Here is a 14438-nt window from a genome sequence, read left to right as displayed (position 1 = left end):
CCGTAGGCCTGTTCGGCCCCTGGAGGAGTCCATGAGCAGCCCGTCGCCCGACCCCGAGCAGCCGGAGCAGCCCCCGCGCACCGGCCCCGAGCAGCCCGGGCAGCCCCGGCGCACCGACCCCGAGCAGCCCGGGCGGACCTGGCGCACCACCCCCGGCACGCCGCAGCCGACGCCGGGCAACGAGTTCCGCGACTGGGCGCCCGGCCTGGTGATGTTCGCCGGTGTGCTGATGCTGATCAACGGCATCATGGAGGCCCTCCGGGGCATCATGGCGGTCTCCAACGACGACCTCTTCGTCCACACCCCCCGCTACGTCTTCCGGTTCGACCTCACCGGCTGGGGCTGGGTCCACATCGTCGTCGGCGTGCTGGTCGCGGTGACCGGCGCGTTCCTGCTCAAGGGCGCCGCCTGGGCCCGCTACGCCGGCATCCTCTTCACCTCGCTGAGTGCCCTCGACAGCTTCCTGGTCCTGCCGTACTTCCCGCTCTGGTCGCTCGTGGTGATCGCGCTGGACGTCTTCATCATCTGCGCGCTCTGCGTCTACCGCCCCCAGAAGGGCACCGCGCTCTGACGACCCGGTGGTCCGCGCGCCCGGACCCGTCTCAGGTCCGGGCCCGCTGGGTGACCGCGATGCAGACCAGCACCACCACCGCCGTGACCGGTGCGGCCGCGGGCAGGTCCTCGCCCAGCAGCAGCACCGACCAGACCAGGGTCAACAGCGGCTGTGCGAGTTGCAGTTGGCTGGCCCTCGGCACCCCGATCTCCGCCATCCCCCGGTACCAGAGCACGAACCCGCCGAACTGCGACACCGCCGCCGTGTACGCCAGCCCGGTCAGCGCCTTCGCCCCGAGGTGGACCGGCTCGGCGGGCAGCGCGAGGGCGGTGGTCAGCAGCGTCACCGGCAGCGCGGCCACCACCGCCCAGGCGATCACCCGGGCGCCCGGCAGGTCCCGGGAGAGCCGCCCGCCCTCCGCGTACCCGGCCGCGCACACCAGCAGCCCCGCGAACAGGTAGAGGTCGGCGGTGGTCGGCCGGCCGTGGCTCTGCAGCAGGGTGAAGGTGAGCACCGCCGCCGCCCCGGCCAGCGCCGCCGCCCAGAACGCCCGGGACGGCCGGCGCCCGGTGCGCAGCGCCGCGCACACCGCGGTGGCCAGCGGCAGCACGCCGATGACCACCGCGGAGTGGGCCGTCGAGGAGGTCCGCAGGGCGAGCGTGGTCAGCAGCGGGAAGCCCAGCACGCAGCCCCCCGACACCACCAGCAGGGCGGGCCAGTGCCGCCGGGGCGGCAGCGGGGCGCGGACGGCCGCCAGGTAGAGCGCGGCGAGCAGGCCGGCCACGACGCCGCGCAGCCCGGTCGCGGTCCACGGCCCGAAGCCGGTCAGGGCCCACGCGGTGGCGGGGAAGCTGAGGGAGAAGGAGGCCACCCCGAGGGCGGCCAGGGCGGTGCCGGAGGCGGGGCTTCGCGGTGCTACCGCCGACGGGTGGGTAGCGCTATCTTGTGCCGTCATGAACGAGCGTAGCAGTGTGACCGAACTCGCCGACAGGCTGCGACGGGAGGTCGAGCGCTATCCGGAGGGGCGAAAGCTGCCGTCCAGCCGAGTACTGGTGGAGCACCACCAGGTCAGCCCGGTGACGGTCTCCCGGGCCATCGCGGTCCTCGCGGCCGAGGGCCTGGTGGTCTCCCGGCCGGGCGCCGGGGTGTTCCGGGCGGCGGCCTTCGCCGGGCGCCCGGCCGGCACCGCCGCGCCCGCCGCCCGTCCCGGCGACCTCTCCTGGCAGGAGGTCGCGCTCAGCGCCGACTCCGACCCCCGCGACCTGCTGGCCGCCCCGGTGTTCGCCACCCTCCGCGTGCCCCCGCCCGACGTCATCGACCTCAACAGCGGCTACCCGCACGCCTCGCTGCTGCCCGAACGCCTGCTGGCCACCGCCCTCGCCCGGGCCGGACGGCGCCCGGGCGCCTGGAACCGGCCGCCCACCGACGGCCTCACCGAGTTGCGCGGCTGGTTCGCCCGCGACATCGGCGGCACCGGCGGGCCGATCGGCGCCGGGGACGTTCTGATCACCTCCGGCGGCCAGGGCGGGCTCACCGTGGCCATGCGCTCGCTCGCCGCGCCCGGCGCGCCCGTCCTGGTGGAGTCGCCGACCTACTCGGGCATCCTGGCGGTCGTCCGCGCGGCCGGGCTGCGGCCCGTCCCCGTCCCGGTCGACGCCGACGGCGTGCGCACCGACCTGCTGGCCGACGCCTTCGAGGCCACCCGGGCGCGGGTCTTCGTCTGCCAGCCGCTGTTCCAGAACCCGACCGGCGCGGTGCTCTCCCCCACCCGGCGCTCCGAGGTGCTGCGGATCGCCCGGGCGGCCGGCGCGTTCGTCGTCGAGGACGACTTCGCCCGCCTGCTCGTCCACGCGGACGCCCCCGCGCTGCCGCGCCCGCTCGCCGCCGACGACCAGGACGGGGTCGTGGTGCACCTGCGGTCGCTGACCAAGGCCGCCTCGCCCAATCTGCGGGTCGGCGCGCTCACCGCGCGCGGCCCGGCCCTGGCCCGGCTGCGGGCCACCCAGGTGGTGGACAGCTTCTTCGTGCCCCGGCCGCTCCAGGAGGCGACGCTGGAACTGGTCGCCGACCCCGGCTGGGCCCGCCACCTGCGCGCCCTCGGGGCGGAACTGCGGACCCGCCGCACCGCCACCGTCGCCGCCCTGCACCGCGAACTGCCCGGCCTGCTCGGCACCTACCGGCCCGGTGGCTACCACCTGTGGCTGCGGCTCCCGGACGGCGTCGACGACGGCGCCCTCACCGCCGCCGCCCTGCGCGCCGGCGTCCAGGTCACCCCCGGCCGCCCGTACCACGCGGCCGAACCCCCGGCCCCGCACCTGCGCCTCAGCTACGCGGCCGCCGAGAGCTCCGCGCACACCGCCGAGGGGATCCACCGCCTCCGCCGGGCCTACGAGGACCTGCCGGCCTGACCTCCGGCCCCGCGCGGAGCGCGGGCCTCAGCGCCCGTAGCCCGCCATCCGCTCCAGCCGGGCGATGCGCTCCGCCATCGGCGGGTGGGTGGAGAAGAGCCGGGCGCCGGCCTCGCCGGGGCGGAAGGGGCTGGCGATCATCATGTGGCTGGCGGTCTGGATCTGCGGCTCCGGCGGGAGGGGCAGCCGGCGGGTGCCGGCGTCGAGCTTGCGCAGGGCGCCGGCCAGGGCGAGCGGGTCGCCGGTGATCCGGGCACCGTCGGCATCGGCCTGGTACTCGCGGGAGCGGCTGACGGCCAGTTGGATGAGCCCGGCTGCCAGCGGGCCGAGGATCATGATGGCGAGCATGCCGAAGAGGCCGGGCCCGTCGTCGTCGTCGCTGCGGCCGAAGGGGATCAGCCAGGCGAAGTTCACCAGGAACATCACCACCGAGGCGAGCGCCCCGGCGACCGAGGAGATCAGGATGTCCCGGTTGTAGACGTGGCTCAGCTCGTGCCCGAGCACGCCCCGCAGCTCGCGTTCGTCCAGCAGCTGCAGGATGCCGTCGGTGCAGCAGACGGCCGCGTTGCGCGGGTTGCGGCCGGTGGCGAAGGCGTTCGGCGCGGGGGTCGGGGAGATGTAGAGGCGCGGCATCGGCTGGCGGGCCGCGGTGGAGAGCTCGCGGACGATCCGGTAGAGCCGTGGCGCCTCGATCTCGCTGACCGGCCGGGCCCGCATGGCCCGCAGCGCGAGCTTGTCGCTGTTCCAGTAGGCGTAGGCGTTGGTGCCGAGGGCGACCAGCAGGGCGATCACCAAGCCGGTTCGGCCGAAGAATCCGCCGATCACCAAGATGAGCGCCGAGAGGCCGCCGAGCAGGACGGCGGTCCTCAGTCCGTTGTGCCGGCGGTGCACGTCAGGCCCTCCAATGGTGCGGTGGGGAAGCCCTTTCTGCCTCGTCCCTCTTGCCCGGTCAACGGGTGGGGGCCCGGGCCTTGTTCCCTTGTGACCGGCGTGACACCACCGCGGCGCCCCGCCGGGCCGGACCGCGCCGGCCGGCCGGGCGGGCGCGCGCTCAGAACAGGCTTCCGCCGGCGACCTGGAGGACCAGCTGCGGGGCGAAGGAGAGGACCACGGCCACCGAGGCGGTGAGCCCCAGCGTGGCGGTCAGGGTGGCCGGCAGCCGACCTTCGGCCCCGGCCCCGCCGACCGGAGCGGCGCCCGGTTCGGCACCTTCCTCGGCACCCGGCGCCGGGGCGAACAGCCGGGTCGTCCAGAGCAGGTAGTAGTACAGCGCGACCACCACGTTGACGGCCATCACGACGGCCAGCCAGCCCAGCCCGGCGTCGACGGCCGCGCGGAACACCACGACCTTGCCGAACAGGCCGATCACGCCCGGGGGCAGCCCGGCCAGGCAGAGCAGGAAGAAGGCGAGCGCGAGGGCCGTCCAGCGGCGCCGGGCGAACAGGCCGCGAAAGTCGTCCACGCTGGTCCCGGCCCGGCGGCCGACCGCCGCGACCACGCCGAACGCGCCGAGGTTCACCACGCCGTAGATCAGCGCGTACGCGGCGGTGGCGCCGAGCGGATCGACCCCGGTGGGCGCGTAGCCGGCGGCGGCGAGCGGCACCAGCAGGTAGCCGGCCTGGCCGACGGACGACCAGGCGAGCAGCCGCACCGCGCTGTAGCGGGTGTCGAAGCGCTGGCGCAGCGCGCCGACGTTGCCCACCGTCATGGTGACGGCGGCCAGCACGGCGAGCGCCAGGCCCCAGGTGTGCGCGTACGGGCGGAAGGCGATGGTGGTGGCGAGCGCGAGGCCGGACAGGCCGGCCGCCTTGCCGACCACCGAGAGGTAACCGGCCACCGGCAGCGGGGCGCCGGTGTAGGTGTCGGGCACCCAGAAGTGGAACGGGACGGCGGCGACCTTGAAGGCGAAGCCGACCAGGGTCAGCACGGCGCCCGCCTCGGCCAGCGGCTTGAGCTGCCCGGGGGCGTGTTCCAGGCCCTGGGCGACGGCGCCGAGGTGCAGGCTGCCGCTGGCCGCGTAGACGAAGCCGACGCCGAGCAGCATCACGGCCGTGGCGGTGACGGAGGAGACGAAGAACTTGAGCGCGGCCTCGGCGCCCCGGCCGTCCCGGCGCAGCGCGACCAGGGCGAAGGCGGGCAGCGAGGCGACCTCCAGCGCGATCACCATGGTGGCGAGGTCGCGGGAGGCGGGCAGCAGTGCGGCGCCGGTGGCGCTGGAGAGCAGCAGGAACCAGTACTCGCCGCCGGGCAGCTTCTCCTCCTCGACGGTGTGTGCGGAGAGCAGCGCGGCGATCAGCGCACCGCCGAGGGCGAGCAGCTGGAACACCAGGGCGAAGTGGTCGGCGACGTACGAGCAGCCCGCGTTGTCAGACCCCCCTGCTACGTTCTGCACACAGAAGGTCGCCCGGGGTGATCCCCCGGTGAGGGGGAGGAGTGCGATGAGGGCGAGGGCGAGTCCGGCCGCGGCGAGGCGGCCGAGCCACTTCCGGTGCCGCTCGGGCAGGAACAGGTCGGTGAGCAGGACGGCGAGGGCGGCCACCGCGGCGATCAGCGGGGGCGCGATCGCCACCCAGTCCACGGACTGGATCAGGCTGCCCGGGTTGGCTACGGCGAGGGAGGTCACAGTGTGCTGCCCCGTGGAGTGAGGTCCGAGTGCGGCGATCTGGGCTCCGAGCACGGTCAGCCACCCCCGAGGAGGTGCTTGACGGCGGGGTCGGAGAGGCCGAGCAGGAGCGCGGGCCAGAGGCCGGCGAGCAGGGTGAGGGCGGCCAGCGGCGTCCAGCTGACGGCCTCGTACGGGCGCAGGTCGGCGACCTGGTCCACCGGGGCGGGCTGCTTGGGGTCGCCCATGCAGACGCGCTTGACCACGATCAGCAGGTAGGCGGCCGTGAGGAGGGTGCCGAGACCGGCCAGGACCATGTAGGTGACGAACGCGGGGCGCGACAGGCCGTCGGCCGGGTCGAACGCGCCGAACATGGCGAGCAGCTCGCCCCAGAAGCCGGCCAGGCCGGGCAGGCCGAGACTGGCGACGGCGGCGAAGGCGAGCAGCGCGCCGATCCGCGGGGCGCGGCCGTACAGGGCGGCGCCGGTGGCGCCGGAGAGGGTGTCGAGGTCCGCCGTGCCGTAGCGGTCCTTGAGGGCGCCGACGAGGAAGAACAGCAGACCGGTGATCAGACCGTGGGCGATGTTGGCGAACAGCGCGCCGTTGACGCCCACCGGAGTGAGGGAGGCGATGCCCAGCAGCACGAAGCCCATGTGGCCGACGGAGGAGTACGCGATCAGGCGCTTGAGGTCGCCCTTGGCGCCGGGGCGGGCCAGCGCCAGACAGGCCAGTGATCCGTAGACGATGCCGACGGCGGCGAACGCGCCCAGGTAGGGGGCGAGCGTCGCGGTGCCGTCGGGCACGACCGGGAGGAGGACGCGGACCAGACCGTACGTGCCCATCTTCAGCAGCACGCCGGCGAGCAGCACCGAGCCGACCGTCGGAGCGGCGGTGTGCGCGTCCGGGAGCCAGCTGTGCAGCGGCCAGGCGGGGGCCTTGACCGCGAGCCCGACCATGATCGCCAGGGCGGCGATCACCTGGGTGGTGTGGCTCAGGCCGTTGCCGTGCGCGGCGGCCAGGGCCTGCATGTCGAAGGTCCCGGCCTTGCTGCCGATCAGCAGGAAGCCGAGCAGCATCACGGCCGAGCCGAGCAGCGTGTACAGGATGAACCGGTTGGCGGCCGGGGCCTTCGCGCCGCTCCCCCAGCGGGCGATCAGGAAGTACATCGGGATCAGCACGATCTCGAAGGCCAGGAAGAAGAGCAGGAGGTCCAGCACCGCGAAGGTGGCGAGCATGCCGACTTCGAGGAGGAGGAACAGCCCGACGAAGGCCTTCGCCGACGGACGGCGCCCATCAGCGGCCTCGCCCCGGGCGTCCCCGCCCGGCAGCCGCTTCTCCGAGTACAGCGCGCAGAGGAAGGTGAGCAGTGCGGTCAGCACGATCAGCGGCAGCGAGACGCCGTCCACGCCGAGGTGGAGGCGCACGTTGAGGGCCGGGATCCAGGACACGTCGGTGGTGGCCTGCATCCGGGCGGGTTCGTCGTGGTCGAACCCGGCCGCCAGGGCGACGGTGAGCAGCAGCACCGCGCCGGTGACGACGGTGTTCAGCCGCAGCGCCCGCCGGTCGGCGGCGGCCGGCTCCCGGCCGAACACCGGCGCCAGGGTGAGCGCGGCGCCGAGCAGCGGCAGCACCAGGAGGGCGATGAGGACTGCGTTCATCGGGGGCTCCTACGGGCGGCGGTCGGAATCGGGGGAACCGGGGAGAGGGGGTACGGCATCCGCTACACCGCCACCAGGACGGCCAGCAGGACGACGCCGGCGAGCAGCGCACTGAGGTAGGTCTGCGCGTTGCCGGTCTGCGCGAGCCGGACGGCCCGGCCGAGCAGGTTGGCGCCGACCCCGCTGCCGCGCACGTAGGTCTCGACGACCTCGCGGTCGAGGAAGCGGACCAGCCGGGCGGCGGAGGTCACCGGGCGGACGAACAGCGCGTGGTACAGCCGGTCGACGCCGAAGCCGTGCCGGGCCGGGCCGAACAGCGGGCCGAGCAGGGTGCGCCCGGGGTCGGCGACGATCACCTCGGCGGCCGGGGCTCCGGCCTGCTCGGGCACCCGGCCGGCGTCGGCCGGGGCCGGGCGGCCGGTGGCCAGCCGCGCGGTCGCCGAGCGCCAGGCGCCGTACGCCGCGAGCACGCCGACCACGGCGAGCCCGGTGCCGATGACGGCGGTGACGGCCGAGGGGCGCAGCGAGCCGCCGTCCAGCAGCGCGGGCAGCCAGTCCGAGCGCAGCCCGGCGACGCCGAAGCCCATGGTCGGGATGGCCAGCACCCAGAGCGGCCAGCGCATCGCGGGCGGCTCGGCGGTGGCCGGGTCGGCCTCGTCGAGCTCTGGCGAGTACGGCGCGTCCGCCTCGTGCCCGGCCGCAGGCGCCACGGCCTGCGACGCTCCGGCCTGAGACGCTGCGGCCTGAGACGCCCCGGCAGCCTGCGCCCCTTCAGCCTGCGGGCTGTGGAAGCTGACCAGGAAGAGCCGGGTCGCGTACGCGGCGGTGAGCAGCGCGGTGAGTCCGGCGGAGATCAGCACGATCCACCCGGCGGCCTCCGGCACGGCCGAGGCCGGGCCGAGCCCGTTGGTGAGCGCCTCGCCGTTGGCGGCGTGCTCGGCGGCGGTCAGCACCGCCTCCTTGCTGAAGAAGCCGGAGAACGGCGGCAGCCCGACCAGGGCGACGAGCGCGATGCCCATCGTCCAGTAGGCGTCCGGGACGCGCTTGCGCAGCCCGGGGATCCGGGACATCGCGGAGATCGAGTTGGTGTGCGCGGCGTGGATCACCACGCCGGCGGCCAGGAACAGCAGCGCCTTGAAGGCGCCGTGGCTGACCAGGTGGAAGACGGAGGCCTCGCGGTCGCCGGCGGCCAGCGCCCCGGCCATGTAACCGAGCTGGCCGACGGTGGAGTAGGCGAGCACCCGTTTGAGGTCGTCCTGGGCGAGCGCGCAGAGCGCCGAGCCGATCATCGTCACGGCGGCCATCACGGCCAGCACGACCAGCGCCGCACCCGACAGCAGGAACACCGGCAGCAGCCGGGCGACCAGGTAGATGCCGGCCGCGACCATGGTGGCGGCGTGGATCAGCGCGGAGACCGGCGTCGGGCCGGCCATGGCGTCCGGGAGCCAGGTGTGCAGCGGGAACTGCGCGCTCTTGCCGGCCACCCCGGCGAGCAGCAGCAGGGCGATCAGCGTCGGGTGGCCGAGCCGCCCGTCGGTCGCGGCGGCCAGCACGTCGGGGATCCGGAAGCTGCCGGCGTCCGCGCCGAGCAGGAAGATCCCGAACAGGAACGGCACGTCGCCGAGCTTGGTGACCAGGAAGGCCTTGAGCGAGGCCGAGCGGGCGTCCTCGGTCTCCCAGTGGTGGCCGATCAGGAAGTACGAGCAGATGCCCATGACCTCCCAGCCGACCAGCAGCACGATCAGGTCGCCCGAGTAGACCACCAGGAACATCGCCGCGGTGAACAGCGAGACCAGCGCGGCGTACGACGGGTAGCGCGGGTCCTTCCTGAGGTACGCGGTCGAGTAGACCTGCACGCAGGTGGCGACCAGGCCGACCAGCACGGAGATCAGCGAGCTGAAGCCGTCCAGGTGGAGGGCGAGCGCGATGTCCGGGCCGCCGGTCGGGGTGAGCCGGGTGGCGGCGTCCAGCGCTTGGCCGGTGCCGAGCTGGAGGGCGACGACCAGGGCGAGCACGGCCGAGACGGCGACCGGCACGATGGCCAGCGGCCGGGCCAGGCCGGGCGCCTTCTTGCCGACGGCCAGGGTCGCGGCGGCCCCGAGTGCGGGCAGCGCGGGGACGAGGGCGGGCAGGGCGAGGTTCATGCGGCGGCCTGGCCCTTCAGCGCCTCGGCTCCGGCCGGCGTCTCCTCGGCGAGCGGCTCCGCCGGATCGCCGAGCGCGGTGGCCCGGTCGATGTCCGCGGTGCCCCGGGCCCGGAACAGCAGCAGGACGATGGCGAGCCCCAGCCCGATCTCGGCGGCGGCGACGGTGATGGTGAACAGGGTGAGCGCCTGGCCGGCGTGCAGCGAGTCGCGCAGCCAGGTGTCGAAGGCGACCAGGTTGAGGTTGACGGCGTTGAGCATCAGCTCGACGGACATCAGGACCAGGACGGCGTTGCGCCGGGCGAGCACGCCGTACACGCCGACGCTGAACAGCAGCGCGGCGAGGACGACGGGGTAGGCGAGGTGCATCAGCTCTCCTCCGGCGCGGACGGCGCAGCCTCTGCGGCCGCCGGGCTCTCCGGCGCCGGCCGGGGCACGGTGGCGGCGACGGTCCCGTTCGAGCCCACCGGCCGGCCGGCGCGCAGCCGGCCCGCCCGGGGCGGCGGCACCCGCCGCTTCGACCCGCGCGACAGCACGATCGCGCCGACCAGCGCCGCCAGCAGCAGCACGGAAAGGGCTTCGAAGGGCAGCACCCAGTGGCGGAACAGGCTCGCCCCGGTGACGGCGGCCGAGCCGCCCCCCGCGCCGAGGTCGATCCAGGAGGTCCGGAAGGCGTCGACGACCAGCGTCACCAGCGTCCCGGCCGAGGCGAGCGCCACGGCCAGGGCCACCCAGCGGTTCTTGGAGTCGGCGTCCGGCGAGCGCCCGATCGGTGCCTTGGTGAGCATCAGCCCGAACAGCACCAGGACGATCACCGAGCCGAGGTAGATCAGCACCTGCACCCAGGCGATGAACTCGGCGGTGAGCAGCAGGAACTCCACCGCCAGCCCGCCCAGCGCGACCACCAGCCAGAGCGCGGCGTGCACCAGCTGCTTGGTGCTGACGGCGACCACGGCCGAGCCGAGCACGGCGATGCCGACCAGCAGGAAGACGATCTCCACCCCGGTCGGGGACAGGAACGAACGGGCGGCCGGCTCCAGCGAGCCGGTCGCCGCGAGCAGGGCGGCGGCGCTCACTGGGCCTCCCCCTCATCCGAGGCCGCCGAGGCCGCCGAGGCGGCTGCGGCGATCGCGGCGGCCGCCAGCTTGTCCGCAGCCTTGCGCGCGGTGGCGATCTCCTTGGGCTCCTCGGCCGCCGGGTCCAGCGCCGGCGGCGCCGGGACGGTCCACATCCACTCGCGGAGCTTGTCCCGCTCGTGGGTCAGCTCCAGGATGTCGGTCTCGGCGTACTCGAACTCGGGCGACCAGAACAGCGCGTCGAAGGGACACACCTCGATGCAGATCCCGCAGTACATGCAGAGCGAGAAGTCGATGGCGAACCGGTCCAGCACGTTACGGGTGCGGGCCCGCGCGTTCGGCTCGGCGGCCGGCAGCGTCTCCTTGTGGGAGTCGATGTAGATGCACCAGTCCGGGCACTCGCGCGCGCAGAGCATGCACACCGTGCAGTTCTCCTCCAGCAGCGCGATGACGCCGCGCGAACGCGGCGGCAGCACCGGCTGCACATCGGGGTACTGCGCGGTGACGGTCTTCTTCGTCATCGTCCGCAGGGTCACGGCCAGGCCCTTGGCCAGGCCGGCACCGGGAAAACTCATGAGATCGCCACCTTGATGACGCCGGTCAGGGCCAGCTGGACGAGGGCGAGCGGGATCAGCACGGTCCACGCGAAGCGCATCAGCTGGTCCTCGCGCAGACGCGGGTAGGTGACCCGCAACCAGATGACCACGAAGGCCAGCGCGAAGGTCTTCAGGATCATCCAGAGCCAGCCGAGCTGGTCCGCCAGCGGGCCGTGCCAGCCGCCCAGGAAGAGCACCGCGGTCAGCGCCGACACCACCAGGATGCCCACGTACTCGGACAGCAGGAACAGTGCGAAGCGCAGGCCCGTGTACTCGGTGTACGCGCCGAAGATGATCTCCGAGTCGGCGACCGGCATGTCGAACGGCGGGCGCTGGAGCTCGGCCAGACCGGCCGTGAAGAACACGAACGCGCCGATGAGCTGCCAGGGCAGCCAGTACCACTCCCAGGCGTCCACGATCCCGGGCAGCGAGAGCGTGCCGGCGGCCATCGCCACCGAGGCCGCCGCCAGCACCATCGGCAGCTCGTACGACATCAGCTGCGCGGCCGTGCGCAGGCCGCCGAGCAGCGAGAACTTGTTCGCCGAGGCCCAGCCGGCCATCAGCTTGCCGATCACACCGACGCCCATCACGGCCAGCACGAAGAACAGGCCGGCGTCGATCGCCTGGCCGACGAAGCCGTTCGGGCCGACCGGGATCGCCAGCAGCACGAAGAGGTACGGCAGCAGCGAGACGGCGGGCGCCAGCTGGAAGATCCGGCGGTCCGCCCCGGCCGGGACGATGTCCTCCTTCTGCGCGAACTTCACGCCGTCCGCGACGAGCTGCGCCCAGCCGTGGAAGCCGCCCGCGTACATCGGGCCGAGCCGGCCCTGCATGTGCGCCATGACCTTGTGCTCGGTCTGGCCGATGACCAGCGGGAAGGTGAGGAAGACGACCAGGGTGGCGACGCAGCGCAGCACCGTGTCGAGCAGGTTCACGCGCCGTCTCCGTCCTGGCCGGCCGGTCCGGCCGACGTCTCGTCCTGCTCGCCCGCAGGCGTGGCGGGCTTCGCCGGCTCGGCGGGCGCCTGCTCCTCGGCAGGCTCCTCCGCAGGCTTCGCGGGCTCGGCCGGGGCCTGCGCCTCGGCGGACTTCGCGGGCTCGTCGTGTGCGGGCACCGGGTTGTGCCAGGGCGCGTCCGAGGACCGGGTCCGCGGCGACGCCGCGCCCCCGGCCTTCGGCTCGGCAGGCGCAGCGGCCTCGGCGGCCTCGGCGGGCGCCGGCTCCGCAGCCTGGCTGACCGATCCGTCGGACACCGACCTGACCCGGCGCGGCCGGTCCGCCCGCACCACGGGCGCCGCCTCGCCGGCGGCCGGAGCAGCGGCCGGAGCAGCGCTCGGAGTAGCAGCCGGAGCACCGGCACCGGCAGCCTCGGCCCCCGCCTGACTCGCCGACCCCTCCGCCACCGTCCTGGTCCGCCGCGGCCGGTCCGCCCGCACCGCCGCGCCCTCGGCACCGGCAGCAGCACCGGCACCAGCACCAGCACCAGCAGCCCCAGCAGCCCGGGGCGTCCGCCCGGCCGCGCCCGCCGCCCGCGCACCGCGCGCGGGCCGCTCGGCGACCGGCGGCAGGGTGCCCTTCAGCGGCCCCCACTCGTTCGGGTCCGGCACCCCGGCCGGCTGCATCTTGCGCCGGGCGGGCCCGTCGCCGTGGTCGGACTCGCCCGGCTCCTTGGCGCCCGGCCAGGCCTTGGCGACCCGGGCCGCGAGCACGAACTCCTTGCGCAGCGGGTACCCCTCGAAGCCGTCCGGCAGCAGCAGGGTGGCGAGGTAGGGGTGTCCGGGGAAGTCGATGCCGAACATCTCGTGGGTCTCGCGCTCGTGCCAGGCGGCGCCCGCGTAGACCGGGACGGCGGTGGGCAGCGCGGCCTTGTCCCGCGGCACCCGGGTGCGCAGCGCCAGGTGGCGCACGCCCGGGGCGTCGGCGGAGGCGAGGTGGGCGACCACGGAGAAGCCCTCGGCCAGTTCGTCGACGGCGCTCAGCCAGTCGAAGTAGCCCAGGCCGAGCGTGTCGCGGGCACCGGTGAGCGCCTCGATCCAGTGCTCGGCGGGGACGTCGACGGTGACCAGCCCGTAAGCCTCGGCGCCGGTCGCCCACTCCCCGACCGACGCCGCGTACTGCTCGGCGGAAGTCACGAGACCCCTCCCTCGGTCGAAGGCCCCGTCACCAGCGGGCGGCGCAGCGCCGCCGCGGGCGCGGTGTAGCGGTCGGGCAGCGACTCGGCGGCGATCTTCTCCTGGAGCTTGAGGATGCCCTGGAGCAGCGCCTCGGGCCGGGGCGGGCAGCCGGGCACGTAGACGTCGACCGGGATGATCTGGTCCACGCCCTTGGTCACCGAGTAGGAGTCCCAGTACGGGCCGCCGGAGTTGGAGCAGGCGCCGAAGGAGATGACGTACTTCGGCTCGGGCATCTGCTCGTAGAGGCGCTTGACGGCGGGCGCCATCTTGTCGGTCACCGTCCCCGAGACGATCATCAGGTCGGCCTGACGGGGTCCGGGCGCGAACGGAATGACACCCATCCGGATGAAGTCGTGTTTGGCCATGGACGCGGCGATGAACTCGATCGCGCAACAGGCCAGGCCGAAGTTGAAGCACCAGAGGCTGTAGCGGCGGCCCCAGTTGAGCACGACCTTGACCGGGTCGGGCGCGAGCCGGGCCAGCGGGCCGATGCCACGGCGCTCGACGGCGCCGGGGCGCGACGGGTCCGGGAGGCCGAGCGGGACCGGGCCGCCCTGGGCGCCGTGCGAGTGGGTGTGCGTCACGTCCATTCCAGAACGCCCTTCTTCCAGGCGTAGAGCAGGCCGACCGCGAGGAAGCCGATGAAGAGGAACATCTCGATCAGCGTTCCGGCGCCGTATCCGGCGGTGGCGAAGACCGTCGCCCACGGGAACAGGTAGATCGCGTCGACCGCGAAGATCACGTACAGGAAGGCGTACACGTAGTAGCGGATCTGGGTGTGCGCCCAGTCCTCGCCCACCGGGTCCACCCCGCACTCGTAGGCGAGGAGTTTCTCGGGCGAGTAGACCACCGGCCGCAGCAGTCGGTTGGCCGTGAACGCCACGGCGACGAAGAGCACCCCGACGACGGCCAGCAGGCCCATCGCGGCGTACGCGTCGAAGTAGCCGCCGCCGACCGCCGGGTCGGCCGCGACGGCAGCCGCATGCTGCCCCTCCATGCCTTCGCCCTCCACCTCGGCCGTGAACAGCCCCTCAAGGCAGTTCTACGACGTTTCCTCGCACGGTCATAATCATGGCCAATGCGTGAGTCTAAGGGGACGGCTCCGCTCCGCCCGAACCCTGCCCGCTCCGCAAGACGTCCGGTGGACACTCCCGCGAGCACCGGGCAGTGGCCCGACGACCAGGACGGGGGTAGGGATAACCCCCGTCCCGGAAGATGTATCACCCCCA

The 14438-nt window shown here is 74.1% G+C and carries 14 protein-coding genes; 2 read left to right on the top strand and 12 right to left on the bottom strand.

The genetic code is table 11. The features are described 5' to 3' along the window. Nucleotides 1-31 precede the first annotated feature (31 nt). Nucleotides 32-571 carry a hypothetical protein gene (locus AB0O19_RS05090; protein ID WP_363617881.1) on the top strand — a complete coding sequence of 180 codons (540 nt, stop codon included), beginning with the start codon at nucleotides 32-34 and terminating at the stop codon, nucleotides 569-571. A gap of 31 nt (nucleotides 572-602) precedes the next feature. Here AB0O19_RS05090 and AB0O19_RS05085 read toward each other — a convergent pair whose 3' ends face one another. Then, nucleotides 603-1508, bottom strand: a complete 906-nt coding sequence (locus tag AB0O19_RS05085; protein WP_363617879.1) for a DMT family transporter — start codon at nucleotides 1506-1508, stop codon at nucleotides 603-605. Between AB0O19_RS05085 and AB0O19_RS05080 the strand changes: the two genes are divergently transcribed. After that, nucleotides 1507-2961 carry a PLP-dependent aminotransferase family protein gene (locus AB0O19_RS05080; RefSeq protein ID WP_363617877.1) on the top strand — a complete coding sequence of 485 codons (1455 nt, stop codon included), beginning with the start codon at nucleotides 1507-1509 and terminating at the stop codon, nucleotides 2959-2961. The genes AB0O19_RS05085 and AB0O19_RS05080 overlap by 2 nt on opposite strands. Before the next feature lie 27 nt (nucleotides 2962-2988). Here the strand turns inward: AB0O19_RS05080 and htpX are convergent, their stop codons facing one another. The 11 genes from htpX to AB0O19_RS05025 form a co-directional block, all read right to left on the bottom strand. Beyond that, a complete protein-coding gene (gene htpX / locus AB0O19_RS05075; RefSeq protein ID WP_350876984.1) occupies nucleotides 2989-3852 on the bottom strand; it encodes a zinc metalloprotease HtpX in 864 nt (287 codons plus the stop codon). Nucleotides 3853-4012: 160 nt separating this feature from the next. Then, entirely contained in the window at nucleotides 4013-5584 is a 1572-nt protein-coding gene (locus AB0O19_RS05070) for an NADH-quinone oxidoreductase subunit N (protein WP_363617875.1), read from the bottom strand. A 56-nt stretch (nucleotides 5585-5640) separates the two neighbouring features. Then, entirely contained in the window at nucleotides 5641-7221 is a 1581-nt protein-coding gene (locus AB0O19_RS05065; protein ID WP_363617873.1) for an NADH-quinone oxidoreductase subunit M, read from the bottom strand. A 62-nt stretch (nucleotides 7222-7283) separates the two neighbouring features. Beyond that, nucleotides 7284-9365: an NADH-quinone oxidoreductase subunit L gene (locus AB0O19_RS05060; RefSeq protein WP_363617871.1), complete on the bottom strand. Its 2082-nt coding sequence runs from the start codon at nucleotides 9363-9365 to the stop codon at nucleotides 7284-7286. Further along, nucleotides 9362-9733 carry an NADH-quinone oxidoreductase subunit NuoK gene (nuoK, locus tag AB0O19_RS05055; protein ID WP_350876976.1) on the bottom strand — a complete coding sequence of 124 codons (372 nt, stop codon included), beginning with the start codon at nucleotides 9731-9733 and terminating at the stop codon, nucleotides 9362-9364. The genes AB0O19_RS05060 and nuoK overlap by 4 nt, the downstream gene beginning before the upstream one ends. Then, nucleotides 9733-10440, bottom strand: coding sequence for an NADH-quinone oxidoreductase subunit J (locus tag AB0O19_RS05050; RefSeq protein WP_363617869.1), 708 nt, complete (start codon nucleotides 10438-10440; stop codon nucleotides 9733-9735). The genes nuoK and AB0O19_RS05050 overlap by 1 nt, the downstream gene beginning before the upstream one ends. Then, nucleotides 10437-11015 carry an NADH-quinone oxidoreductase subunit I gene (locus AB0O19_RS05045; protein ID WP_363617867.1) on the bottom strand — a complete coding sequence of 193 codons (579 nt, stop codon included), beginning with the start codon at nucleotides 11013-11015 and terminating at the stop codon, nucleotides 10437-10439. The genes AB0O19_RS05050 and AB0O19_RS05045 overlap by 4 nt, the downstream gene beginning before the upstream one ends. Beyond that, nucleotides 11012-11965 carry an NADH-quinone oxidoreductase subunit NuoH gene (gene nuoH, locus AB0O19_RS05040; RefSeq protein ID WP_350877389.1) on the bottom strand — a complete coding sequence of 318 codons (954 nt, stop codon included), beginning with the start codon at nucleotides 11963-11965 and terminating at the stop codon, nucleotides 11012-11014. The genes AB0O19_RS05045 and nuoH overlap by 4 nt, the downstream gene beginning before the upstream one ends. A gap of 2 nt (nucleotides 11966-11967) precedes the next feature. Next, nucleotides 11968-13167, bottom strand: coding sequence for an NADH-quinone oxidoreductase subunit C (locus AB0O19_RS05035; protein WP_363617865.1), 1200 nt, complete (start codon nucleotides 13165-13167; stop codon nucleotides 11968-11970). Then, nucleotides 13164-13799: an NADH-quinone oxidoreductase subunit B family protein gene (locus tag AB0O19_RS05030; protein ID WP_363579962.1), complete on the bottom strand. Its 636-nt coding sequence runs from the start codon at nucleotides 13797-13799 to the stop codon at nucleotides 13164-13166. Before AB0O19_RS05030 ends, AB0O19_RS05035 begins: the two co-directional genes overlap by 4 nt. Then, nucleotides 13790-14206 carry an NADH-quinone oxidoreductase subunit A gene (locus AB0O19_RS05025; protein WP_280675333.1) on the bottom strand — a complete coding sequence of 139 codons (417 nt, stop codon included), beginning with the start codon at nucleotides 14204-14206 and terminating at the stop codon, nucleotides 13790-13792. Before AB0O19_RS05025 ends, AB0O19_RS05030 begins: the two co-directional genes overlap by 10 nt. Nucleotides 14207-14438 lie beyond the last annotated feature (232 nt).

The sequence above is a fragment of the Kitasatospora sp. NPDC091276 genome, from assembly GCF_040684355.1.
Lineage (GTDB): Bacteria > Actinomycetota > Actinomycetes > Streptomycetales > Streptomycetaceae > Kitasatospora.
Note: the sequence above shows the minus strand (reverse complement) of the source record. Positions and strands in the feature narration are given on the sequence as shown.